The 23,401-nt window shown below is 61.9% G+C and carries 18 protein-coding genes and 1 tRNA gene; 10 read left to right on the top strand and 9 right to left on the bottom strand.

What is annotated here, in order from left to right; genetic code table 11:
* Positions 1–126: 126 nt before the first annotated feature.
* The 3 genes from MKD49_RS24565 (at position 127) to rapZ (ending at position 2,585) form a co-directional block, all read left to right on the top strand.
* Positions 127–600, top strand: coding sequence for a PTS sugar transporter subunit IIA (locus MKD49_RS24565; protein WP_034330862.1), 474 nt, complete (start codon positions 127–129; stop codon positions 598–600).
* 72 nt (positions 601–672) lie between these two features.
* Positions 673–1,611, top strand: coding sequence for an HPr(Ser) kinase/phosphatase (gene hprK, locus MKD49_RS24560; RefSeq protein WP_034330851.1), 939 nt, complete (start codon positions 673–675; stop codon positions 1,609–1,611).
* A 107-nt stretch (positions 1,612–1,718) separates the two neighbouring features.
* Positions 1,719–2,585, top strand: a complete 867-nt coding sequence (gene rapZ / locus MKD49_RS24555) for an RNase adapter RapZ (RefSeq protein ID WP_252697595.1) — start codon at positions 1,719–1,721, stop codon at positions 2,583–2,585.
* Positions 2,586–2,663: 78 nt separating this feature from the next.
* Here rapZ and mutY read toward each other — a convergent pair whose 3' ends face one another.
* Positions 2,664–3,806: an A/G-specific adenine glycosylase gene (mutY, locus tag MKD49_RS24550; RefSeq protein WP_209584680.1), complete on the bottom strand. Its 1,143-nt coding sequence runs from the start codon at positions 3,804–3,806 to the stop codon at positions 2,664–2,666.
* Complete coding sequence (gene mutM, locus MKD49_RS24545; RefSeq protein ID WP_209584681.1) at positions 3,803–4,624, bottom strand: bifunctional DNA-formamidopyrimidine glycosylase/DNA-(apurinic or apyrimidinic site) lyase; 822 nt, start codon at positions 4,622–4,624, stop codon at positions 3,803–3,805. The genes mutY and mutM overlap by 4 nt, the downstream gene beginning before the upstream one ends.
* 223 nt (positions 4,625–4,847) lie before the next feature.
* Between mutM and MKD49_RS24540 the strand changes: the two genes are divergently transcribed.
* The 6 genes from MKD49_RS24540 to MKD49_RS24515 all read left to right on the top strand — a co-directional run bounded on the left by MKD49_RS24540 (position 4,848) and on the right by MKD49_RS24515 (position 10,183).
* Positions 4,848–6,650, top strand: a complete 1,803-nt coding sequence (locus MKD49_RS24540) for a tetratricopeptide repeat protein (protein ID WP_252697594.1) — start codon at positions 4,848–4,850, stop codon at positions 6,648–6,650.
* Positions 6,647–7,270 carry a lipoprotein insertase outer membrane protein LolB gene (gene lolB, locus MKD49_RS24535; protein WP_209584683.1) on the top strand — a complete coding sequence of 208 codons (624 nt, stop codon included), beginning with the start codon at positions 6,647–6,649 and terminating at the stop codon, positions 7,268–7,270. Before MKD49_RS24540 ends, lolB begins: the two co-directional genes overlap by 4 nt.
* Before the next feature lie 63 nt (positions 7,271–7,333).
* Positions 7,334–8,203, top strand: a complete 870-nt coding sequence (ispE, locus tag MKD49_RS24530; protein WP_121045827.1) for a 4-(cytidine 5'-diphospho)-2-C-methyl-D-erythritol kinase — start codon at positions 7,334–7,336, stop codon at positions 8,201–8,203.
* A gap of 79 nt (positions 8,204–8,282) precedes the next feature.
* Positions 8,283–8,359, top strand: a tRNA-Gln gene (locus MKD49_RS24525).
* Positions 8,360–8,489: 130 nt separating this feature from the next.
* Positions 8,490–9,440: a ribose-phosphate pyrophosphokinase gene (locus MKD49_RS24520; protein WP_008332043.1), complete on the top strand. Its 951-nt coding sequence runs from the start codon at positions 8,490–8,492 to the stop codon at positions 9,438–9,440.
* Between the two features lie 137 nt (positions 9,441–9,577).
* Positions 9,578–10,183 carry a 50S ribosomal protein L25/general stress protein Ctc gene (locus MKD49_RS24515; RefSeq protein WP_039784118.1) on the top strand — a complete coding sequence of 202 codons (606 nt, stop codon included), beginning with the start codon at positions 9,578–9,580 and terminating at the stop codon, positions 10,181–10,183.
* A 93-nt stretch (positions 10,184–10,276) separates the two neighbouring features.
* On the opposite strand, the gene MKD49_RS24510 is transcribed toward MKD49_RS24515, so the two are convergent.
* The 6 genes from MKD49_RS24510 to MKD49_RS24485 form a co-directional block, all read right to left on the bottom strand.
* On the bottom strand, positions 10,277–12,076 hold the full coding sequence (locus tag MKD49_RS24510; RefSeq protein ID WP_252697593.1) for a M61 family metallopeptidase: 1,800 nt from the start codon (positions 12,074–12,076) through the stop codon (positions 10,277–10,279).
* Between the two features lie 221 nt (positions 12,077–12,297).
* Positions 12,298–13,761 carry a glutamate synthase subunit beta gene (locus MKD49_RS24505; RefSeq protein WP_252697592.1) on the bottom strand — a complete coding sequence of 488 codons (1,464 nt, stop codon included), beginning with the start codon at positions 13,759–13,761 and terminating at the stop codon, positions 12,298–12,300.
* A gap of 108 nt (positions 13,762–13,869) precedes the next feature.
* On the bottom strand, positions 13,870–18,546 hold the full coding sequence (locus MKD49_RS24500; RefSeq protein ID WP_252697591.1) for a glutamate synthase-related protein: 4,677 nt from the start codon (positions 18,544–18,546) through the stop codon (positions 13,870–13,872).
* Positions 18,547–18,731: 185 nt separating this feature from the next.
* Positions 18,732–19,463 (bottom strand): transposase, encoded by a 732-nt coding sequence (locus MKD49_RS24495; RefSeq protein ID WP_121045823.1) that lies wholly within the window; start codon positions 19,461–19,463, stop codon positions 18,732–18,734.
* A gap of 182 nt (positions 19,464–19,645) precedes the next feature.
* The gene (locus MKD49_RS24490; protein WP_121045822.1) at positions 19,646–20,623 is read right to left on the bottom strand and encodes a TerC family protein; all 978 of its coding nucleotides are present in this window, start codon (positions 20,621–20,623) and stop codon (positions 19,646–19,648) included.
* Positions 20,624–20,688: 65 nt separating this feature from the next.
* Positions 20,689–21,006, bottom strand: a complete 318-nt coding sequence (locus tag MKD49_RS24485; RefSeq protein WP_121045821.1) for a zf-TFIIB domain-containing protein — start codon at positions 21,004–21,006, stop codon at positions 20,689–20,691.
* A 176-nt stretch (positions 21,007–21,182) separates the two neighbouring features.
* On the opposite strand from MKD49_RS24485, the gene nhaR reads away from it, so the two are divergent.
* The gene (nhaR, locus tag MKD49_RS24480) at positions 21,183–22,127 is read left to right on the top strand and encodes a transcriptional activator NhaR (protein ID WP_121045820.1); all 945 of its coding nucleotides are present in this window, start codon (positions 21,183–21,185) and stop codon (positions 22,125–22,127) included.
* A gap of 365 nt (positions 22,128–22,492) precedes the next feature.
* Here nhaR and MKD49_RS24475 read toward each other — a convergent pair whose 3' ends face one another.
* Positions 22,493–23,356 carry a LysR substrate-binding domain-containing protein gene (locus tag MKD49_RS24475; RefSeq protein WP_252697590.1) on the bottom strand — a complete coding sequence of 288 codons (864 nt, stop codon included), beginning with the start codon at positions 23,354–23,356 and terminating at the stop codon, positions 22,493–22,495.
* Between the last annotated feature and the right edge of the window lie 45 nt (positions 23,357–23,401).

Genomic DNA, 23,401 nt, shown 5'->3' with positions numbered 1-23,401 from the left:
TCGTGGCAATTCGGGGTTTTCTGCCCGAAATCCCCTCCTGTTCAGCGCTTTCAAAGCCTTCCGGCATCGGCAAAGAAGCCTATAATCCTGCTCAAAGCTTCAGTCCGTAGCAATTCCTTGAGCGTCATGACTAATCTCGCAAAAATCCTGTCTCCAGAAAACGTGGTTCTGGATCTGGAAGTGTCCAGCAAAAAAAGAGCTTTCGAACAAGCCGGCCTGACCTTCGAAAACAACAGCGGCATCGCGCGCTCCACCGTTTCCGAAAACCTGTTCGCACGAGAGCGTCTGGGTTCGACCGGACTGGGGCATGGCGTGGCCGTGCCGCACGGCCGCATCAAGGGCTTGAAGGCGCCGCTGGCGCTGTTCATGCGCCTGGCCGCACCGATTCCCTTTGAGTCGCCTGACGGCCAGCCGGTCAAGCTGCTGGTGTTCCTGCTCATTCCCGACAACGTGACGCAGCAGCATCTGGAAATCCTCTCGGAAATCGCCGAGATGTTTTCCGATGATGCCTTCCGCAATGAACTCACCGTCGAGTCCGACCCTGCCGTGGTGCATGCCCGCATCGTGACCTGGCAGACCTCGATGGAAAAAGCCGGCTGAGGCCGGCACAATCAGGCTGCACCAAGCCGGCGGCAATTCCGCACCCTATCCTGTGAGCAGATCCGGATCTCCATGCCCAATTATTCCGCGTTGTCGATTCAGCAGTTGTACGAAGAAAACCGTGAATCCCTGCAACTGGGCTGGTTCGCCGGCTTCCCCGGCGGCGAGCGCCTGATCTCGGGCGATGCCGTCTCGGCCTCCGATCAGGTCGGCCACCTGAACCTGATCCACCCTGGCCGCCTGCAGGTCTTCGGCCATCAGGAAATCGAGTACTACAACCGCCTCTCCAACACTTCGCGCGCCTACCAGACCGCCGAGCTGGTGGCCGGCGAGCCGCCCGCCTTCATCATCGCGCAAGGCCTGTCGACCCCGCCCGATATCCTGGCCGTGTGCGATGAAAAGAACATCCCGCTGTTTTCCACGCCGTTGCCGGCCGCGCAGGTGATCGATTATCTGCGCGTGTATCTCTCCAAGAAACTGGCGCAGCAGATCACCATGCACGGCGTGTTCATGGACGTGCTGGGCGTGGGCGTGTTGATCACCGGTGAATCGGGACTGGGCAAGAGCGAACTGGGTCTTGAACTGATCTCGCGCAGCCACGGCCTGGTGGCCGATGACGCGGTGGAGTTCGCGCGCATCGCGCCCAACATGATCGAGGGCCGCTGCCCGCCGCTGTTGGCCAACCTGCTGGAAGTGCGCGGCCTGGGTCTGCTGGACATCAAGGCCATCTTTGGCGAGACCGCCGTGCGCCGCAAGATGCGCCTGAAGCTCATCGTCCACCTGGTCCGCCGCAGCACGCTGGAAGAAAACTACGAACGCCTGCCGCTGGATGCGCAATACGAAGAAGTGCTGGGCCTGCCGATCCGCAAGGTGGTCATTCCCGTGGCGGCCGGCCGCAACATCGCGGTGCTGCTGGAAGCCGCCGTGCGCAACACCATCCTGCAACTGCGCGGCATCGATACCCTCAAGGAATTCATCGAACGCCAGCGGCGCGCCATGAACGGCGAATAAGCCGGACAAGCCGGACGCAATTTTCCCGCTCGTCGGGAAAACTTTCGGTGGCGCATTGGCCTACCCGTGCCGCCACGCAGGCGCGGGTGATGCGTTATGATTCCGCCATGCGAATCGTTCTGATCACCGGCATTTCCGGCTCCGGCAAATCGGTAGCACTTCACGTGCTGGAAGACGCCGGCTATTTCTGCGTCGACAATCTCCCGCCCTCCCTGCTGTGCGACCTGGTGCAGACCCGCATCAAGGAAGGTGCAAGCATGCTGGCCGTGGCCACCGATGCCCGCAGTGCCGATTCACTGGCCACGCTGCGCACTGACATCGAGCAGTTGCGCGCCGATGGCCATGACGTCAAGGTGTTCTTCCTGACCGCCTCCGACGAAACCCTCATCACCCGCTTCTCCGAGACGCGCCGCAGCCATCCGCTGTCGCACCGCCTGCTGCCGGGCCGCCCGACCTCATCGGACCGCCTGACCCTGACCGAGTGCATCGCGCTGGAAAAGGACATGCTGGGCGACCTGCAGGACATCGGCCTGGTCATGGATACCTCGCAGCTCAGCTCCAACAAGCTGCGCCGCTGGATCAAGGACCTGGTGGATCTGGAACGCTCGCCGCTGACCCTGCTCATCGAATCCTTCGGCTTCAAGCACGGCCTGCCGCTGGATGCCGACCTGGTGTTCGACGTGCGCATGCTGCCCAATCCGCACTATGACGCCGAACTGCGCCCGCTGACCGGACGCGATGCGCCGGTGATCGAGTTCCTGGTGGCCTATCCGGAAGTGGCCGAGATGTACAACGACATCCGCGGCTTCGTCGAAAAGTGGCTGCCCTCCTTCAAGAACGACAACCGCAGCTATCTCACCGTGGCCATCGGCTGCACCGGTGGCCAGCATCGTTCGGTCTATCTGGCTGAACAACTGGCCAGTCATTTCCGCGCCACTGAACAGGTGGTGTGCAGGCATCGCCAACTGAACTGACAGGTGCGCGCTTCCGAAGTGTCAGGTGCGGGGACTTGAAGTGTCAGGTGTGAGACCCGCAACTGTCAGGTGAACTGTTCAGGCACTGGCCAGCAGATCGTCCGCCCGCAATACCCCCAGCAAGAGTTTCTTGACCGGTGCCGGCAAGGGCGCATCGGCCAGCTTGCGCGCCGGATACCACACCAGACCGCCTTCGGCGATGCGATGGCTACGGCTCTTCAGGGCTACCTGGAACGGTGCCACATGCAGCTTGAAGTGCGTGAAGACGTGCGAGAACGGCTGCAGCTTGCGGCAGCCATCCAGTTCGCCATAGGACGCCACCAGGGTGCGCACGGCCGTGTCGAAGTGTTCGGCATTGCCGACGCCGATTTCCGGCAGCGACAGCAGGCCGCCCCAGATGCCGCTGTCGGGGCGCTGCTCCAGCAGCACATCCTCGCCCTGGGTGATGACCAGCATCACCGTTTCCTTTTCCGGCACGGCTTTCTTCGGTTTGCTCACCGGCAGTTCGGCCACGCGATCCTCGGCCAGCGCCACGCAGCGTCCGGCCAGCGGACAGCGCGTGCAAGCCGGCTTGCCGCGCACGCACAGCGTCGCGCCCAGGTCCATCAGGCCCTGGGTGTAGGACTCGATATCCTCTTCCGGCAGCAGGGCCACCGCACGCAGCCACAGCTGGTCTTCGACCGGCTTGGCACCGGGATAGCCATCCACTCCGAACACGCGCGCAAAGACGCGCTTGACGTTGCCGTCGAGGATGGCCGCGCGGCGTCCATAGGAAAAGGCGGCGATGGCGGCTGCAGTCGAGCGCCCGATACCGGGCAGGTCGGCCAGCAGCGCCGGATCATCCGGGAAGCGGCCACCGTATTCAGCCACCACCCGCTGCGCACACTTGTGCAGGTTGCGCGCGCGCGTGTAGTAACCCAGGCCGCTCCACAGCGCCATCACGTCCTCAGAGGGGGCGGCGGCCAGCGCGAAGACATCCGGACAGCGCTCCAGGAAGCGCTGGTAATACGGAATCACGGCAGCAACCTGCGTCTGCTGCAGCATGATCTCGGAGAGCCACACGCGATAGGCATCGCGCGTGTTCTGCCAAGGCAGCTTGTGACGGCCATGCTGCTTCTGCCAGGCGATGACCTCCGCCGAAAAGGAGGGATCTTCATACTGTGCGCCCGCGTTCTCGGCGGTGGACGCCTTCTTGCGGCGCGATTCGACAAGTCCCTTCATTTCTGGCAACTCACGCAGTAGAAGGTGGAGCGCTGGCCCTGCTTGATCTGGCGGATCGGTGCCGCGCAGATGCGGCAGGGCTCGCCGGTACGGTTGTAGACGAAATAATTCTGCTGGAAGTAACCCGACTGACCGTTGACTGCAATGAAGTCGCGCAGCGTGCTGCCACCCTGCTCGATGGCGGCGGCCAGCGTCTCGCGGATGGCTTCGGCCAGGCGCTCATAGCGCGCCAGACTGATCTTGTACGCCGGAGTCTTGGGATTGATGCGGGCCTTGAACAGGCTTTCCGACGCATAGATGTTGCCGACCCCGACCACGATGTCGCCCGCCAGCAGCACCTGCTTGATGGGCGCGCTGCGGCCGCGCGTCTGGTTGAACAGCTCGCGCGCGCTGAACTTGTCTTCCAGCGGCTCCAGCCCCAGGCTGCGCAACAGCAGGTGCTCTTCGATGTCGCCGTCGCTGAGGTCATGCCACAGGATGGCACCGAAGCGGCGCGGGTCGGTCATGCGCATGACCTGGCCGCCGACTTCGAGGTCGAAGTGGTCGTGCTTCTGTGGCGTGATGCCCGGCGGCAGGATGCGCAGGTGGCCGGACATGCCCAGGTGCACGATGAGCGTGCCATGGTCGAAATGGATCAGCAGATATTTGCCGCGTCGCCCGGTGCTGCGGATCACGCGCCCGGCCAGGAGCGCATGCAAGCCCTCGGGGAAAGGCCAGCGCAGGCCGGTATGACGCAGCACGACGCCGCTGACGGTGCGCCCTTCCAAATGGGGCGCGACCCCGCGGCGGGTGACTTCGACTTCTGGTAATTCAGGCATGGGCTTGCGGATCGCGGTGATCCGGGAGGACGAGCGGGAAGCTGCATATGATAATGCACTTGCTGAAATCAAGACCTGAAGCCGCGTGTGCAACCTCGGGACAGAAGCTTGTCAAAGATGGATTACACTGCGTTATCCGTAGCATCGTCAGTCTCAATGCCGTCAGCAACGCCACGGTTGTTGCGCGTAAAATCGAACCTCTCCGAATCGTCAGGATGACATCTTGAAAAAAACCATCGCCCTCCTCACCAGTTCCCTGCTGCTGACTGCCTGCGCGAGCTTCCAGCAGCCCGGCGACAAGGCGAACGCCCAGGCGGCCACTGACCAGAAGACGGCTTCCTCCAAGCCAGGCAACCGCAAGAAGGCCCCCAAGGCCAAGGTCCAGCAGCAGGAAGACGCGCTGCCGGCCATGGAGCTGAGCGAGGACATCCTTTACAAAGTGCTGACAGCCGAGATCGCCTTCCAGCGCGGCCAATGGCAATCGGCCTACGTGACCATGCTGGCTGCGGCCCAGCAGACGCGCGATCCGCGCCTGGCCAAGCGCGCCGCCGAGATGGCCGTGGCCGCGCGCCAGGCCGGCGAAGCGCTGGTGGCGGTGCGCCTGTGGACCGAACTGGCGCCGCATTCGGATGAAGCCCTGCAGAATTATCTGGGCCTGATCATGCTCTCGGACAGCGTCGACGAAATCGAACCGCTGCTCACCCAGCGCCTGGCCGATGCCGCCCCGCAGGCGCGCGGACCGATGCTGCTGCAGATCCAGCGTCTGCTGGCGCGGGCCAAGGACAAGCAGGCCAGCTATACCATCCTGCAAAACATCAGCAAGCCTTATGGCGACCTGATGGAAACCCATCTGGCCCTGGCCCAGGGTGCCTTCGGCATGGGCGATGGTGCCACCGCCCAGCGCGAAGCCGCCGCGGCCATGAAGATCAAGCCCGATTCGGAACTGGCCGTGCTCACCGCCGCCCAGGTCGCCTCCAACAACAAGGACGCGACCAAGCTGGTGACCGATTTCCTGCGCAAGTATCCGGATGCGCGTGAAGTGCGCGTGGCCTATGCCCGCAGCCTGGTCGAGCAGAAGGACTTCAAGCTGGCCCGCACCCAGTTCGAGACCCTGTTGAAGGAAGACGGCGAAGACGCCACCACTCTCTTCGCGCTGGGCGTGCTCTCGGCCCAGACCGACCAGTTGAAGGATGCCGAATACTATCTGCAGCGCTACCTGCAGGTGCTCTCGGCCCAGCCCGAGGAAGACCGCGATCCCAGCCAGGCCCTCCTGCTGCTCTCGCGCATCGCCGAGGAGCGCCGCGATCTGGATTCGGCCCTGCGCTATCTGGACCAGGCAGAACCCGGTACCGAAGGCTATCTGAACATCCAGGTCCGCCGCGCCCAATTGCTGGCCCGCAAGAACGACGTCGAAGGCGCGCGCAAGGCGCTGGAAGATGCACAAGCCGAATCGACCAACGATGGCGAGCAGCTGCAATTGCTGCTGGCCGAATCGAGCCTGCTGCGCGATGCCAACCGCAACCAGGAAGCGGCCGACGTGCTCAAGGGCGGCCTGCAGCGCTTCCCCAACAATACCGACCTGCTCTACGACTACTCCATGGTCCTGGAAAAGCTGGGCAAGTTCGACGAGATGGAAAAGTCGCTGCGCCGCGTGATGCAGCTGGCACCGGGCAACCAGCACGCGTACAACGCGCTGGGCTATTCACTGGCCGATCGCAACATCCGCCTGCCGGAAGCGCTGGAACTGATCCAGAAGGCGGCCGACCTGGCCCCGGAAGATCCTTTCATTGCCGACAGCCTGGGCTGGGTGCTGTTCCGCATGGGCCGCGCCGAACAGGCCGAAACCCAGATGCGCCGCGCCTATGGCCTGCGCCCCGATGTGGAGATCGGCGTGCACCTGGGCGAAGTCCTGTGGACCAATGGCAAGCAGGACGAAGCCCGCAAGGTCTGGCGCGAAGTGAGCCTCAAGGAACCCAACAATGAAGTCCTGAAAAGCACGCTGTCGCGTCTCAATGTGAAGTTATGAGCAAAACACGCGCTTTCCCGGGGGCTGCTGCCCTCTGCCTGGCCGCTCTGCTCGGCGGTTGCGCCACGGTGTCGCAGGATGCCGTAGCACCGGACACTACCGCGCCGGCTTACCAGTCCAGCATCGAGATCGATGGCCGCATCTCGGTGCAGTACGAGCAGGACGATCGTCCGCAATCGCTGCATGGCAGCTTCTTCTGGAAGCAGACCCCGCAGGAGCTGAACCTGGAGATGTTCTCGCCCTTGGGCCAGACCGTGGCCACCATCAACGTCAAGCCCGGCATCGCCACGCTGGTGCAGTCAGGCCGCGCACCGCAGGTGGCCGCCGATGTGGATGCCCTGGCCGCGCAATCGCTGGGCTGGCCGCTGCCGGTCTCGGGCATGCGCCAGTGGCTGCAGGGCAGCGGCATCGATGCCAGCGGCAAGCCCTTCGTGGCCAAGGCTGGCGAGAACGATGCCAGCTTCACCACCCGCGATGGGTGGCGCGTGACCTATGCCAACTGGGAGAGCGATGCCGCCAGCGGCCAGACGCGCCCCAAACGCATCGACCTCACCCGCAGCACGACGCAGGCCGGCAAGGTGGCGATCCGCATCGCCATCGATGGCTGGAAGAAGCCTTGATGGAATGCCTGATGGCAGAACCTGCACCGCGTTTGATCCACAACTGAAGAATTCGTACTGCGCATGACCACCACCCTCACCGCCTGCCCGGCGCCGGCCAAGCTCAACCTGTTCCTGCACGTGACCGGCCGCCGCCCGGATGGCTATCACCTGCTGCAATCGGCCTTCCAGTTGATTGACCGCTGCGACACGCTCGATTTCAGCCTGCGCGAGGACGGGCAGATCCGCCGTACCAATGAGGTCCCCGGCGTGCCTGAGGCATCGGACCTGGTGATCCGCGCCGCGCACCTGCTGCGCGAGGCCAGCGGCCGGCCGCAACCAGGGGCCGACATCACCGTGCACAAGGTGCTGCCGATGGGTGGCGGGGTCGGTGGCGGCTCCTCCGATGCAGCAACGACATTATTGGTCTTGAATCATTTATGGAAATGCGGATACAATCGCGCCTCTCTGATGGAGATGGGCCTGAAGCTGGGTGCTGATGTTCCCTTCTTCCTGTTCGGCCGCAATGCATTCGCCGAAGGTGTGGGTGAAGAATTGTCGGCACTGCGTACCGCGGATTGCTGGTATGTGGTGATCGAACCGGGCGTATCGGTTCCAACTTCAATAATTTTTTCATCAAAGTTGTTGACAAGGGATACGAAACCAATCAGAATAACGGACTTTCCTGATGCGACGAAACAAGTTGCTTCCAGCTTCGGGAAAAACGATCTGGAAATGGTGGCAACCGCACATTTCCCCGAAGTGGCAGCAGCAATCGAGTGGCTGGGCAAATTCGGGAGTGCGAGGATGACCGGATCTGGCGCTTGTGTGTTTAGTGCATTCGAACACGAACATCAGGCAGACGAAGTGCTCAAGCAATTGCCTTCGCGCTGGATCGGCTGGAAAGCCAAAGCGATGCAGGAACATCCTCTCGCCCATTTAGTGCAGTCGTAATAGAGAATTAGAGAATTGGTTTGACGAAGACGCAGCGCCTGATGATGAGCGCGCCGGCACGGCAAACAGCAAGTTGCGTAGGGGAATCGCCAAGCTGGTTAAGGCACCGGATTTTGATTCCGGCATTCCAAGGTTCGAATCCTTGTTCCCCTGCCATTTAATTCGGACAGGCCTTGTTTGATCAGGCCCGGGTCCAGTCAGAAAAATAAGCCGTCAATGTGAGACCGAACAAGTCAAGCATTGTCGGCTTTTCGACTTTTTAACGATTGCATTCAGGGATACCCACATGGCACTTGAGAACCTGATGGTTTTTACGGGCAACGCCAACCCCGAACTGGCGCGCGGCGTCGCTGAGAAACTCGGTATCCCGCTGGGCAAGGCCAACGTTTCCAAGTTCTCCGACGGCGAAGTGATGGTCGAGATCAATGAAAACGTTCGCGGCAAGGACGTCTTCGTGCTGCAGTCCACCTGCGCACCGACCAATGACAACCTGATGGAAATCATGATCATGGTCGATGCCCTGAAGCGCGCATCGGCTGGTCGCATCACCGCCGCCATCCCCTATTTCGGCTATGCCCGCCAGGACCGCCGCCCGCGTTCGGCGCGTGTGGCCATCTCGGCCAAGGTCGTGGCCAACATGCTGCAGGAAGCCGGCGTCGAGCGCGTCCTGATCATGGATCTGCACGCAGACCAGATTCAGGGCTTCTTCGATATCCCGGTGGACAACATCTACGCCTCGCCGATCCTGCTGGGCGACCTGGTCAACAAGAACTACGACGACCTGCTGGTCGTGTCGCCCGACGTCGGCGGCGTGGTGCGCGCCCGTGCGCTGGCCAAGCGCTTGAACTGCGACCTCGCCATCATCGACAAGCGCCGTCCGAAGGCCAACGTCTCCGAAGTGATGAACATCATCGGTGAGGTCGAAGGCCGCAACTGCGTCATCATGGATGACATGGTCGATACCGCCGGCACCCTGACCAAGGCCGCTGAAGTGTTGAAGGAACGTGGTGCCAAGAAGGTCGTGGCTTACTGTACGCACCCGGTGCTGTCGGGTCCGGCCATCGATCGCATCGCCAATTCGCCGCTGGATGAACTGGTCGTCACCGACACCATTCCGCTGTCGCCCGCTGCACGCGGCTGCCCGAAGGTACGTCAGCTGACCTGCGCGGACCTGCTGGCCGAGACCTTCAAGCGCATCACCAAGGGTGACTCGGTGATGTCGCTGTTTGCTGAATAAGATTTTGCATTCGCCTCGCTGCGGTTTTTCGCAGCGAGGTTTTTTCGTATTCCCTGGTCGCGGGGAATATTTATCTCACGGGGCAACCGTCCATGGAATGATTCCACGACGAGCCCCGCCAACATTGGAGTTATCACATGAAAGTCATCGCCTTTCCGCGTAATGAACAGGGCACCGGAGCGAGCCGCCGCCTGCGTCGCGCGGGTCAAACCCCGGGTATCGTCTACGGTGGCACCGCTGCCCCGCTGAACATCGCTGTTGACCACAACGCGCTGTACCACGCCCTGAAGAAGGAAACCTTCCACTCGTCCATCCTGGACCTGGAAATCGACGGCAAGGTCGAGCAAGTGCTGCTGCGTGACTTCCAAGTCCACGCGTTCAAGCAACTGGTCCTGCACGTTGACTTCCAACGCGTGGATGCTTCCCAGAAGCTGCACACCAAGGTGCCCCTGCACTTCGTGAACGCCGAGATCTCGCCGGCCGTCAAGCTGCACGCCGGCATCATCAGCCACGTGGCTGCTGAACTGGACGTGACCTGCCTGCCGAAGAACCTGCCTGAGTTCATCGAAGTCGACCTGGCCAAGCTGGACGTCGGTCAATCGATCCACCTGGCTGACCTGAAGCTGCCCAACGGCGTGACCGCCGTGACCCAGGAAAACCTGACCATCGCCACCGCCACCGTGCCGGCTGGTCAAGTGGCCGCTGAAGGTGAAGCTGCTGGCGGCGCTGAAGAAGCCAAGTAATTCGCTTTTTCCGCTGCAAGAAAAAACCCGCCAATTTGCGTTGGCGGGTTTTTTTTTGTCTGGCGTGATGGCGACAGGCATCGTCGCATCAAATCAGCGGCCCTTCAGGGTGAGCCATGCCTGGCGCTGACGCAGCACTGCCACCGGCTTGGCCAGCGCCTTGAGCGTGACCTGCGGTGCGGTATCGGACTTGAGCCTGAGACTGAACTCCATGAGCTCATCACGGCGGAAAGCGTGGATGCGCACGGTGTCATTGAAACGATAGCGCGCCAGCAGACCATCGGGGCCCGCAGCCGGTACGCGCAGGCCATCGATGGCGACCAGTTTGTCGCCGGCCGAGAGACCCGCCTGCATCGCCGGGCCGCCCTCATAGACGGCGGCCAGCTTGGCATCGCCGCCTTCCTTGCCGATGCGCGCACCGAGCCATGGCTTGGCGTCGGCCGGTACGCTGGCTTCATAAGCCACACCGAAGGCGGGCAGCAGATCGTCCAGCGGCACGTCCTCGGTACCACGGATGTGACGGTCATGGAAACGCTTGAGATCAGCGCCGCTCAACTCTTCCATGATGGCCAGGATCTCGTCTTCCGGCACGCCCTGCTGCTTGCCGTCATAGAAGTCGCGGCCATAGCGTGTCCACAGCCCGCGCATCACGTCATCCAGCGAACGGCGGCCACGGGTCTGGGTGCGGATGGTCAGGTCCAGCCCCAGCGCCACCAGCGAGCCCTTGGTGTAGTAGCTGACGATGGCATTGCTGGCGTTTTCATCCTGACGGTAATACTTCACCCAGGCATCGAAGCTGGACTCGGCCACGCTCTGCTTCTTGCGGCCGGTGCCGCGCAGGACGCCCGTGACCGTCTTGCCGACCAGCTTGAGGTAATTGTCCAGATCGATGACCCCGGTACGGACCAGGAACAGGTCATCGTAATAACTGGTAAAGCCCTCGAAGAGCCACAGCAGCGAGGTGTAATTTTCCTGACGCAAATCGTAGGGCGCGAACACCGCCGGCTTGATGCGCTTGACGTTCCAGGTGTGGAAGTACTCATGGCTGCATAGGCCCAAGTAAGTGCGGTAGCCATCGGTCTGTTCCGGCTTGCCCTTGACCGGCAGGTCGGCCCGCGAGCAGATCAACGCAGTCGATGCACGGTGCTCCAGACCACCGTAGCCGTCACCCACGGCCAGCGTCATGAAGACATAGCGATCCATGGGGGCACGCTTGCTGCGCGGCTCGAAGAAGGCGATCTGCGCCTCGCAGATCTTCTTCAAGTCATCGCACAGGCGTGCCAGGTCGAGATTGGGCACGCGGCCCGTGATGACCACATCGTGTGGCACGCCATGCGCCTGGAAAGTGGCCAGGGCAAAGTCGCCGATCTCTACCGGATGATCAATCAGCGCATCGTAGTTCGGTGCAATGTAAGTCCCGAAACCATAGCGCTTGGCCTTGAGTTCCGGCATGGCCGTGGCCACGCGCCAGCGCTTGAAGTCATCCCCTTCCGGACGGGCGATGTCCACCACGTGCTCGCCCTCCTCGAAACCATGCGCGGCCAGGAAGACGCTGGTGCCATTGAAGAAGCCATGCGTGCGGTCCAGGTGGGCCGTGCGCACCGACAGGTCCCAGGCATACACCTGATAGTGCAGCGTGAGCGCACCCTTGCAGGGGGCGGCTTGCCAGGTGTGCTTGTCCAGTTTCTTCACTGCCACCTTGCGGCCATTGGATTCGCCACGCAGCTGCACGATGTTCTTGCCGAATTCACGAATCATGTAGCTCCCCGGAATCCAGGCAGGCAGCGAGAAGACCTGGCCGTCAGCGGCCGGGCTATCCACGGTGACGCTGACGTCGTAGAGATGGGAGGCAGGATCGAGGGAAGTGATGCGGTAGCGGATCGGGGTTGCCATTGCGATGTGCGTAGGGATGGTGCCGGCAGGCGGCGATGGGCCATTTTACACGCGCGGCCAAAGGGCATGGGGCTTCGGGCGCAGGCATGGCAAGAAACACATGACGAAAAAAAACCGGACCGGCTTGCGCCGATCCGGGCCCAGGGTCAAACGAAAACTGCGTACTGCTTGATACTTTTTAAATCATATAAATCATTCAGCGTTCAATACGAGGCGAGCGATCAGCGCGGCAGCAGCGAAGAACCCATCAGGAATTCATCCACCGCACGTGCGCACTGGCGGCCTTCGCGAATCGCCCACACCACCAGCGACTGGCCACGGCGCATGTCACCTGCAGCAAAGACCTTGTCCACCGACGTCTTGTAGCAGCCTTCGCCATCGGTCGTGGCCTTGGCATTGCCGCGTGCATCCTTCTCGACACCGAAGGCATCGAGCACCTGCTGCACCGGCGAGACGAAGCCCATGGCCAGCAGCACCAGGTCAGCCTTGATCTCGAATTCCGAATCGGGCACTTCGACCATCTTGCCGTCCTTGAACTCGACGCGCGCCGCGATCAGCTTCTCGACCTTGCCGCCCTTGCCTTCCAGGCGCTTGGTGGTCACCGCGAAATCACGTGCGCAACCTTCTTCGTGCGAGGAAGAGGTACGCAGCTTGATCGGCCAGTAGGGCCAGACCAGCGGCTTGTTTTCGGATTCCGGCGGTTGCGGCATCAGTTCGAACTGGGTCACCGAAGCCGCACCGTGACGGTTGGAGGTACCGACGCAGTCGGAGCCGGTGTCGCCACCGCCGATGACGACCACGTTCTTGCCGGTGGCCATGATCTGGCTCTTGAGCTTGTCGCCGGCATTGACCTTGTTCTGCAACGGCAGGAAGTCCATGGCGAAATGCACGCCCTTCAGTTCGCGGCCCGGCACCGGCAGGTCACGCGGAGATTCCGCACCACCAGCGATCACGACGGCGTCGAATTCCTTCTTCAGCTCTTCCGGGGTGACGCTTTCCTTGGACCAGTTGTTGACGGTCTCGGGGAATTCCTTGCCGACGAACACGCCGGTACGGAAGCTCACGCCTTCGGCCTTCATCTGTTCGACGCGCAGGTCGATGTGCGACTTTTCCATCTTGAAGTCGGGGATGCCATAACGCAGCAGGCCGCCGACGCGATCATTCTTTTCAAAGACGGTCACGTCGTGACCGGCGCGCGCCAGCTGCTGGGCAGCGGCCAGGCCGGCAGGACCGGAGCCGACCACGGCGACCTTCTTGCCGGTCTTGATCGCAGCAGGTTGCGGCACGACCCAGCCGTTTTCCCAGCCCTTGTCGATGATGAAGTGCTCGATCGACTTGATGCCCACGGCGTCATTGTTGATGCCCAGGGTGCAGGCGGCTTCGCAGGGTGCCGGGCAGATGCGGCCGGTGAACTCGGGGAAGTTGTTGGTCTGGTGCAGGGTGTCCAGGGCTTCCTTGTAGTTGCCGCGATAGACCAGGTCATTCCAGTCGGGAATGATGTTGTTGACCGGGCAGCCGTTGTTGCAGAAGGGGATGCCGCAGTCCATGCAACGTGCGCCCTGGATCTTGGCGTCAGCGTCGCTCAGGTGCAGGACGAATTCCTTGTAATGCTTGGTACGCGCGGCAGGTGCCTCGCTGGCCTCTTTCAGGCGCTGGTACTCCATGAAACCGGTTGCTTTTCCCATTTTCCTCTCACATTCTCGCTAAGGATGCGGCGGGCGGCGCTCTTCACTTTTCGCGCCACGCCCGCCGGCGTGCTTGATTGATTAGTCCGATTGATGCCTGGCTGAAAATCAGGCAGCGACCTTTTCCTTCTTCGTTTCGGCAGCGGCAGCCAGTTCGGCCAGCGCACGCTTGTACTCGGTCGGGAACACCTTGACGAACTTGGCGCGCGACGCCGCCCAGTTATCCAGCAGGTAGCGCGCACGCGTGCTGCCGGTGTACTTGAAGTGGCGTTCAATCAAGCCGCGCAGGATGGCTTCGTCGGTCTGGCGCTCGCCACCGCGCAGCAGGCTGTGCCAGATGTCACGGCCCAGGGTCTGCTCCTGCTCGGTGTCGGACAGGACCTTCTCCAGGCTGACCATCGAGGTATTGCACTTGCCGGCGAAATCGCCTTCCGGGTCATACACATAAGCGATACCACCCGACATGCCCGCTGCGAAGTTGCGGCCGGTATTGCCCAGCACCACCACGGTGCCGCCGGTCATGTATTCGCAACCGTGGTCGCCGGTGCCTTCCACCACTGCAGTGGCACCGGAGTTGCGCACGGCGAAACGCTCGCCGGCCACGCCGTTGATGAAGGCTTCACCGCTGATGGCACCGTACAGGACGGTATTGCCGGAGATCATGTTGTCCACCGCACGGCCACGGAACTCGGTGTTGGGACGCACGATGATGCGGCCACCCGACAAGCCCTTGCCGACGTAGTCGTTGCCTTCGCCGACCAGGTCCAGGGTCACGCCCTTGGCCAGGAAGGCGCCAGCGGACTGGCCTGCGGTACCTTGCAGCTGGATGTGGATGGTGTCGTCCGGCAGGCCTTCATCGCCGTAACGCTTGGCCACTTCACCCGAGAGCATGGCGCCGACGGTACGGTTGAGGTTCTTGATCGGGGAGATGAAGGAAACCTTCTCGCCCTTCTCCAGCGCGATCTTGGCTTGCGCGATCAGCTTGTGGTCCAGTGCCTTGTCCAGGCCGTGGTCTTGCTCGTCGGTGTGGTACACCGGCAGGTTCGACTCGGGCTGGTGGAAGATGCGGCTGAAGTCCAGGCCCTTGGCCTTCCAGTGCGCGATGGCCTTGGAACGGTCCAGCAGGTCAGCGCGGCCGATCAGTTCGTCGAACTTGCGGATGCCCAGCTGGGCCATGATCTGCCGCGCTTCTTCAGCGATGAAGAAGAAGAAGTTGACCACGTGTTCCGGCTTGCCGGAGAACTTGGCGCGCAGCACCGGATCTTGCGTAGCCACGCCCACCGGGCAGGTGTTCAGGTGGCACTTGCGCATCATGATGCAGCCTTCGACCACCAGCGGTGCGGTGGCGAAACCGAATTCGTCCGCGCCCAGCATGGCACCGATGACCACGTCACGGCCAGTCTTCATCTGGCCGTCAGCCTGCACGCGGATGCGGTTGCGCAGGCCGTTCAGGACCAGGGTCTGCTGGGTTTCCGCCAGGCCCAGTTCCCACGGGGAACCGGCATGCTTGATCGAGGACAGCGGCGAAGCACCGGTACCGCCATCGTGACCGGCGATGACCACGTGATCCGACTTGGCCTTGGCCACGCCGGCAGCAACGGTACCGACACCCACTTCGGAGACCAGCTTGACCGAGATGGAAGCGCGCGGGTTGACGTTCTTCAGGTCGTGGATCAGCTGGGCCAGATCCTCGATGGAGTAGATGTCATGGTGCGGGGGCGGCGAGATCAGGCCCACGCCCGGCACCGACACACGCAGCTTGGCGATGTATTCCGAGACCTTGTGGCCGGGCAGCTGGCCGCCTTCGCCAGGCTTGGCGCCCTGGGCCATCTTGATCTGGATCTGGTCAGCCGAGATCAGGTATTCGGCGGAGACGCCGAAACGGCCCGATGCCACCTGCTTGATGCGCGAGCGCAGCGAGTCGCCTTCCAGCAGGGGAATGTCGACTTCGATGTGTTCCTTGCCGATTTCGGACGCCAGGGTCGCACCTTGCTTGATGGGGATGCCCTTCAGCTCGTTGCGATAACGGTTGACGTCCTCGCCACCTTCACCGGTGTTGGACTTGCCGCCGATGCGGTTCATGGCGATGGCCAGCGTGGCGTGGGCTTCGGTCGAGATCGAGCCCAGCGACATGGCACCGGTGGCGAAGCGCTTGACGATTTCCTTGGCCGGTTCCACTTCATCGATCGAGATCGCCTTGGAGGGGTCGATCTTGAACTCGAACAGGCCGCGCAGCGTCATGTGGCGCTTGGACTGGTCGTTGATGATCTGGGCGTATTCCTTGTAGGTGTTGTAGCTGTTCGAACGGGTCGAGTGCTGCAGCTTGGCGATCGCGTCCGGCGTCCACATGTGCTCTTCGCCACGGATGCGGAAGGCGTATTCGCCACCGGCGTCCAGTGCGTTGGCCAGCACCGGGTCAGCGCTGAAGGCGGCGGTGTGCAGGCGCAGCGCTTCTTCGGCCACTTCGAACACGCCGATGCCTTCGACGTTGGATGCGGTGCCCTTGAAGTACTTGTCCACCAGTGCCTTCGACAGGCCGATGGCTTCGAAGATCTGCGCGCCGCAGTAGGACATGTAGGTCGAGATGCCCATCTTGGACATGACCTTCAGCAGGCCCTTGCCGACCGCCTTCTGGAAGTTGTAGATGGCCTTCTCAGGCGACAAGTCGCCCGGCAGACCCTTGGCCAGATCGGCCAGCGTGTCCATGGCCAGGTACGGGTGGATCGCTTCGGCGCCATAGCCTGCCAGCAGGGCGAAGTGGTGCGTTTCGCGGGCCGAACCGGTTTCCACCACCAGGCCGGTGGAGGTGCGCAAGCCCTTGCTGACCAGGTGCTGGTGGATGGCCGAGGTGGCCAGCAGTGCCGGGATCGGCAGCTGGTCGGCATCGACCTTGCGGTCCGAGATGATCAGGATGTTGTGGCCCGACTTGACCGCATCCACGGCCTTGGCGCACAGCGAAGCCAGGCGCGCTTCGATGCCTTCCTTGCCCCAGGCGACGGGGTAGCAGATGTTCAGTTCGTAGGACTTGAACTTGCCGCCGCTGTGCGCGCTGATGTTGCGCAGCTTGGCGATGTCGTCATAGTCCAGCACCGGCTGCGACACTTCCAGGCGCATCGGCGGGTTGATGTTGTTGGTGTCCAGCAGGTTGGGCTTGGGGCCGATGAAGGACACCAGCGACATGACCAGCGCTTCGCGGATCGGGTCGATCGGCGGGTTGGTCACCTGCGCGAACAACTGACGGAAGTAGTTGTACAGCGGCTTGTTCTTGTTGGACATGACCGCCAGCGGCGAGTCATTGCCCATGGAGCCGATGGCTTCCTCGCCACCGCTGGCCATGGGGGCCATCAGGAACTTGACGTCTTCCTGGGTGTAGCCGAAGACCTGCTGCAGGTCCAAGAGCTTCAGGGACGAGGACGGCTGGCGCGGCTCTTCCTTCAACTCGTCCAGCTTGACGCGTACCGAGTTGATCCACTGCTTGTAGGGCTTGGCGTTGGCGTAGGTGTCCTTCAGTTCCTTGTCGTCGATGATGCGGCCGGCATCCAGGTCGATCAGGAACATCTTGCCCGGCTGCAGGCGCCACTTCTGGATGATCTTGGACTCGGGAATGGGCAGCACGCCGGATTCGGAAGCCATCACCACCAGGTCGTCATCGGTGACGATGTAGCGCGCCGGACGCAGGCCGTTGCGGTCCAGCGTGCCGCCGATGTGGCGGCCGTCGGTGAAGGCCAGCGCAGCGGGGCCGTCCCACGGTTCCATCATGGCGGCGTGGTATTCGTAGAAGGCGCGGCGGTTGTCGTCCATCGAGGTGTGGTTTTCCCAGGCTTCGGGGACCATCATCATCATCGCCTGCGGCAGCGGATAGCCGGCCATGACCAGCAGTTCCAGCGCGTTGTCGAAGCTGGCGGTATCGGACTGGCCTTCATAGATCAGCGGGAACAGCTTCTTGAGGTCCGAACCCAGCACGGCCGACTGCATCACGCCTTCGCGGGCGCGCATCCAGTTGAAGTTGCCCTTGACGGTGTTGATTTCACCGTTGTGGGCGATCAGGCGGTACGGGTGGGCCAGCGGCCATTCCGGGAAAGTGTTGGTGGAGAAGCGCTGGTGCACCAGGGCCAGCGCGGAGACACAGCGCTCGTCCTGCAGGTCCTTGTAGTACACGCCGACCTGGTCGGCCAGCAGCAGGCCCTTGTAGACCACGGTGCGGGCCGACATCGAGGGCACGAAGAATTCCTTGCCGTGCAGCAGGTTCAGGGCCTGGATGGCGTGGCCGGAGGACTTGCGGATCACGTACAGCTTGCGTTCCAGCGCGTCGGTGACCATCACGTCGGGGCCGCGGCCGATGAAGATCTGGCGGATCACCGGCTCTTTTTCACGCACGGTCGGGGACATCGGCATGTCGCGGTCCACCGGGACATCGCGCCAGCCCAGCACGATCTGGCCTTCGGCCAGCACCGCGCGTTCGATTTCCTGTTCACAGGCAATGCGGGAAGCGTTTTCCTTGGGCAGGAAGATCATGCCCACGCCATATTCACCGGGCGGCGGCAGGTCCACGCCCTGCTTGGCCATCTCTTCACGGTAATACTGGTCGGGGATCTGGATCAGGATACCGGCACCGTCACCCATCAACGGGTCGGCACCGACAGCACCCCGGTGATCCAGGTTCTTCAGGATGAGCAAACCCTGGTCAACGATGGAATGGGTTTTCTTGCCCTTGATGTGGGCGATGAAACCGACGCCACAGGCGTCATGTTCATTTGCTGGGTCGTAAAGGCCTTGCGCGTGCATAACGGTACTCCACCACATTGACAGTAAGGATTTGAAGAATAGTGCACTGCACCCAATAGTTCAATGAAAATAATTAGGGTCTGAGTGCAATTAAAATCCCCAAGATTTTCAGGATTTTTTTAATGGGGACATAGTGAAGCAATGCAGATTCAAGTCCCTGATTACAAAGACTTATTTTTGAAAGCTTACGATTCTTGCCGGACGGATACTTCATCCGCCTCGCCCGCGATGCGAACGATGGCGGGACGGCCACGCTTGGCCGGACTGACGCGCCGGTGGGTCTGGCGCTCCAGCCCCTGCTTGAAATCTTCCGAACCCAGCGCCCAACCCTTGAGCGTGGCATCGGTGATGCGCTCCACTTCGGCGCGCGCCAGTCCTTCTTCGGTGAGCTGGCGATAAGCGATCTCACGATCGAAGGGAGTGTTGCCAATCGACCAATATTGAGGATGGTCGGTGATCAGCCCATCCTGCTTGGCCCCGATGTGATGCATGTAGCTGGACCACGGATAATCCCCCGGGCTGGCCGCCAGGCCATTGCGCACCGGGTTGAGCTCGATGTAGCGGCAGATGGCCAGCAGGTAGAGCTCGGGGTCGATGACGGTAGCGCGGTAACGCCCCTGCCACAGCGTGCCGCTGCGTCCATGCTTCTGGTTGAAATACGGGACGTAGTGACGTCCGATCCATTGCATCATCCGTGCCAGGCCTTGATCGTCGGCCGGAGTAGCCAGCAGGTGCAGGTGATCCGGCATGAGCACATAGGCATGGACGGCCACCTTGAATTGCCTTGCAGCCTCCTTGAGCCAGCCGAGGAAGGCCAGATGGTCATCAGCATCACGGAAGATGGACAGGCCGTCATGGCCACGCTGGATGATGTGGTGCGGCTGGTGCGGAACGACGAGTCGGGGAAGGCGGGCCATGGCAGACGCTGCAAACCGGTTGAGTGGAGCAGACATTCTAATGCACTCCGTCCCCAATAAACGTGCGATGCCGAATTTGCATCGTTTTATCCAATTCGTTCACTCGCGCATAAAAAAACCGGCCAGATCGCTCCAGCCGGTCAAGCCCCACGTTGAATTGTTCACATCTCCATCAAAGCCGCTTATACCGCCGTGGTTTCCTTGTCCTTGCCCTTGGTCAGGACCAGGCTGGCGATGATGGAGATCACCAGGATGGCACCGACGATGGACAGCGAGACCAGCACCGGCACGTGGAACCAGTAGGACGCCAGCATCTTGCCGCCCACGAACAGCAGCACCAGCGCCAGGCCATACTTGAGCAGGTGGAAGCGCTCTGCCGAATCAGCCAGCAGGAAGTACAGCGCACGCAGACCCATGATGGCGAACATGTTCGAGGTGAAGACGATGAACGGATCCTTGGTGATGGCGAAGATCGCCGGGATGCTGTCCACCGCGAAAATCACGTCGGAAATCTCGATCAGCAGCAGCACCAGCATCAGCGGGGTGAAATAGCGCACGCCATTGATGCGGGTGGTGAAGTTTTCGCCGTCATAGTTGTCACTGATCTTCATATGGCCGCGCAGCCAGCGCAGCAGCGGGTTGTCACCCAGATCAGCTTCCTTGTCGGCAAAGATCAGCATCTTGATGCCAGTGAACACCAGGAAGGCGCCGAACACGTACAGGATCCAGCTGAACTGCGCGATCATCCAGGCACCCAGCAAAATCATCACGGCCCGCATGACGATGGCACCGATGACGCCGTACAGCAGCACGCGGCGCTGCATTTCAGCCGGCACGGCGAAGTAGCTGAAGATCATCAGGAACACGAAGATGTTGTCGACCGACAGCGCCTTCTCGATCAGGTAACCGGAGAGGAACTCGGCGCCCTTCTGGTTGGCGAACTCGCGGCCGACGTTGGCATCGAGGTACCACCACATCAGGCCGGCGAACAGGAAGGCCAGCGACACCCATACCACCGACCAGCTCAACGCCTCCCTGGGCGACACCCGGTGGGCGTTGCGGCCACCCAGGGCAAACATGTCCACGGCCAGCATCCCCAGCACGAAGACGATGAAACCTATCCACATGGGCAGGCTTGCGAAACTCTCTACACCGTTCACGTCATACCTCTCTTCTTGTTCACCCGCCGGCGGCGGGCTCGGTCATCGGTTTTGGGAAAAAATCTTTAATCGAAGTCGAAGATTTCACCCAGGAAGCCTTTTTTCTTGCGCTTGTATTCATATCCATGGCCACTGCGACCATAGCGGGCATCGTACCCGCCCTGCGGGGGCATCGGAGGCGTGTGCGGCGCAGGCGGCATGTGCGTCCGCGCTGCCTGTACCGGAGCAGGGGCGCTCACCTGGCTGGCGGCCGAGCGTTCGATGAGCTTGTCCAGCTCGCCGCGATCCAGCCACACACCCCGACATTGGGGGCAATAATCGATCTCGATGCCCTGACGTTCCGAGATCAGCAGGTTATGCACTGTGCAAACGGGACATTTCATCAGGCTTCTCCTTCATTCAGCGTTGGCAACGATACCCGGCACGGCGACAACTCCCCACCGCACCTGACAAGGCGCTACTGTAGGCCAAACCAGACTGAATGAAAATTCGAATATTTTGAGATAATACTTCGGAAAAACCGAAGTATTGCAATCGCCCCGCAACCAGGAAGCAGCCCATGGCCAGCCTCAACTACAAGCATCTCCACTATTTCTGGACGGTCGCCAAGACCGGCGGCGTGGCGCGCGCCAGCGAGCGGCTGCACCTGACCGCGCAGACCATCAGTGGCCAGATCAGCCTGTTCGAGGAATCCCTGGGCTACAAGCTCTTCAAGCGCGTGGGCCGGCGGTTGGAACTCAATGATGAAGGCCGCATGGTGTTCGATTACGCCGAACGCATCTTCAGCCTCGGCGAGGAGCTGGAAGAAGCCCTGCGCCTGCGCCCCGGCGGACGCACGCTGCAACTGCGCGTGGGCGTGGCCGATGCCGTGCCCAAGGCGATTGCCTACCTGCTGCTGGAAAGCGCACTGGCGATGCAGGACCCGATCCGCATCATCTGCCGCGAAGGCAAGCTGGACGTACTGCTGGCCGACCTGGCCATCCACAAGCTGGACATCATCATCGCCGACAGCCCGATGCCGCCCAATGTGGACGTGCGCGGCTACCACCACTTGCTGGGCGAATGCGATACCAGCTTCTTTGCCACGCCCGAACTGGCCAGGCGCTATCGCAAGGGCTTTCCGCAGAGCCTCGATGCCGCGCCCTTCCTGATGCCGGGGGAAGATGCGGCGGTGCGTCCGCGCCTGCTGCGCTGGTTCGAGAAGGAAGGCATCCGCCCGCAGATCACGGGGGAATTCGACGATGGAGCCCTGCTGCTGGCCTTCGGCGACGCCGGCGCGGGCATCTTTGCGGCCCCCACGGCGATTGCCGGGCAGATCCGCAAGCAATATGGACTGGTGGAGATCGGCAAGACCGACGCCATCCGCGAGCAGTTCTATGCGATCTCGGTCGAGCGCAGGCTGAGCCATCCGGCCGTGCTGGCGATCCAGACCGCGGCGCGCGGCAATCTCATCGTGGGGAGCACGCCACCCCGGCCCGACGGCAAGACCGGGACCCGGCAATGAGACCGGCGGGCACAAGCATGCAGGATGCAGAAAAAAACGAAAATATATGCACCTTGGTACATATCCCTTGCACACATGTGGCAAACTGCCTCGTCATACCAGTGCAATCGTAAATGACGGGAAATGCAGGGCTGAAAATGGGATGAAAAAACGCGGTACAAAAGAAAAACCCCACGGCCCTTGCGAGTCGTGGGGTAAATCCCATTCTCGGGGGGGAGAATGGAGGGGGAACTTCAATATAGGGAAATAGCCGAGCTGTCGCAGCCGTTTTTACAAATGGTTACACCCTCTTCATATGCTGCAACCGCAAACATATTTGTGGCGTGGAGGTTCATATCAAAACAATCCGGTATGAATCCAATATATCAAAGACTTGCCACAAGTAAAGAACGCAGGGCCAGCAAAGAGGCCGAGCTGCGTTCCCGCCGGCTGATCAGGAAGGTGGTCACGCGGCCATCGCGGCCCAGCGAGTGGGTGGCAAATCCGTGCGGTTCCATCTGCATCGCGATCACCGAACGCGGCACCACCGCCACCCCGGCACCAGCGGCCACGCAGGCCAGGATGGCGTGATAGGAAGCCAGCTCCAGCGTGCGTACCGGCATCCCGCCCTTGCCTTGGCCGGCGAACCAGCTTTCTGCATGGCGGCGGTAGGCGCAGCCCTGCTCGAAGACGATCAGGGTATCCAGCATCACATCCTCGGGAGAGCGCACCCGGCGATGGCTGCGCGGCGTCACCAGCAGCAGTTCTTCCTTGTACAGCGGTGTCGCGGACAGGGCGCCATCCTCGATGGGCCCGGCCACCAGCGCCGCATCCAGCTTGCCGGCGCGCACCCCGGCGATCAGTACGTCGGTCGGGCCGGTCGACAGTTCCAGCCGCACTTCGGGCCAGCGCTGGTGGAATTCGGCCAAGGGGGCCGGCAAGCGGCTGGCGGCGGCGCTTTCCATGGAGCCGATGCGCAGGCGGCCACGCGGATTCTGCGGCGAAACCACCTCGCGCGCCTCCTGCACCAGGTCGAGGATGCGTTCAGCGTAATCCAGCAGGGCTTCGCCCGAGGCGGTCAGCACCAGCCGCTTGCGGTCGCGCACGAACAGCGGCACGCCGATGGACTCCTCCAGCTGCTTGATGCGCGTGGTGACATTGGACTGCACCCGGTTGAGCCGCTCGGCGGCGCGGGTCACGCCGCCTTCGGCGACGACGGTGCGGAAGATTTCCAGTTCGGCCAGTTCCATGGCTGCTCCAGTGGATGTTCTCGAATCAAGATGAAGTCATCCCGA

The organism is Herbaspirillum sp. WGmk3 (assembly GCF_023952535.1).
Lineage (GTDB): Bacteria > Pseudomonadota > Gammaproteobacteria > Burkholderiales > Burkholderiaceae_D > Herbaspirillum > Herbaspirillum huttiense.
Note: the sequence above shows the minus strand (reverse complement) of the source record. Positions and strands in the feature narration are given on the sequence as shown.

What these genes read in the sequence shown, in the direction of transcription:
- mutY (WP_209584680.1), bottom strand. Translation starts at nt 3,806, where the DNA reads ATGAAGGGACTTGTCGAATCGCGCCGCAAGAAGGCGTCCACCGCCGAG.
- MKD49_RS24510 (WP_252697593.1), bottom strand. Translation starts at nt 12,076, where the DNA reads ATGGCAACCCCGATCCGCTACCGCATCACTTCCCTCGATCCTGCCTCC.
- MKD49_RS24495 (WP_121045823.1), bottom strand. Translation starts at nt 19,463, where the DNA reads ATGGCCCGCCTTCCCCGACTCGTCGTTCCGCACCAGCCGCACCACATC.
- ispE (WP_121045827.1), top strand. Translation starts at nt 7,334, where the DNA reads ATGACCACCACCCTCACCGCCTGCCCGGCGCCGGCCAAGCTCAACCTG.
- MKD49_RS24505 (WP_252697592.1), bottom strand. Translation starts at nt 13,761, where the DNA reads ATGGGAAAAGCAACCGGTTTCATGGAGTACCAGCGCCTGAAAGAGGCC.
- MKD49_RS24565 (WP_034330862.1), top strand. Translation starts at nt 127, where the DNA reads ATGACTAATCTCGCAAAAATCCTGTCTCCAGAAAACGTGGTTCTGGAT.
- MKD49_RS24475 (WP_252697590.1), bottom strand. Translation starts at nt 23,356, where the DNA reads ATGGAACTGGCCGAACTGGAAATCTTCCGCACCGTCGTCGCCGAAGGC.
- MKD49_RS24515 (WP_039784118.1), top strand. Translation starts at nt 9,578, where the DNA reads ATGAAAGTCATCGCCTTTCCGCGTAATGAACAGGGCACCGGAGCGAGC.
- mutM (WP_209584681.1), bottom strand. Translation starts at nt 4,624, where the DNA reads ATGCCTGAATTACCAGAAGTCGAAGTCACCCGCCGCGGGGTCGCGCCC.
- hprK (WP_034330851.1), top strand. Translation starts at nt 673, where the DNA reads ATGCCCAATTATTCCGCGTTGTCGATTCAGCAGTTGTACGAAGAAAAC.
- MKD49_RS24520 (WP_008332043.1), top strand. Translation starts at nt 8,490, where the DNA reads ATGGCACTTGAGAACCTGATGGTTTTTACGGGCAACGCCAACCCCGAA.
- MKD49_RS24485 (WP_121045821.1), bottom strand. Translation starts at nt 21,006, where the DNA reads ATGAAATGTCCCGTTTGCACAGTGCATAACCTGCTGATCTCGGAACGT.
- MKD49_RS24500 (WP_252697591.1), bottom strand. Translation starts at nt 18,546, where the DNA reads ATGCACGCGCAAGGCCTTTACGACCCAGCAAATGAACATGACGCCTGT.
- nhaR (WP_121045820.1), top strand. Translation starts at nt 21,183, where the DNA reads ATGGCCAGCCTCAACTACAAGCATCTCCACTATTTCTGGACGGTCGCC.
- lolB (WP_209584683.1), top strand. Translation starts at nt 6,647, where the DNA reads ATGAGCAAAACACGCGCTTTCCCGGGGGCTGCTGCCCTCTGCCTGGCC.
- rapZ (WP_252697595.1), top strand. Translation starts at nt 1,719, where the DNA reads ATGCGAATCGTTCTGATCACCGGCATTTCCGGCTCCGGCAAATCGGTA.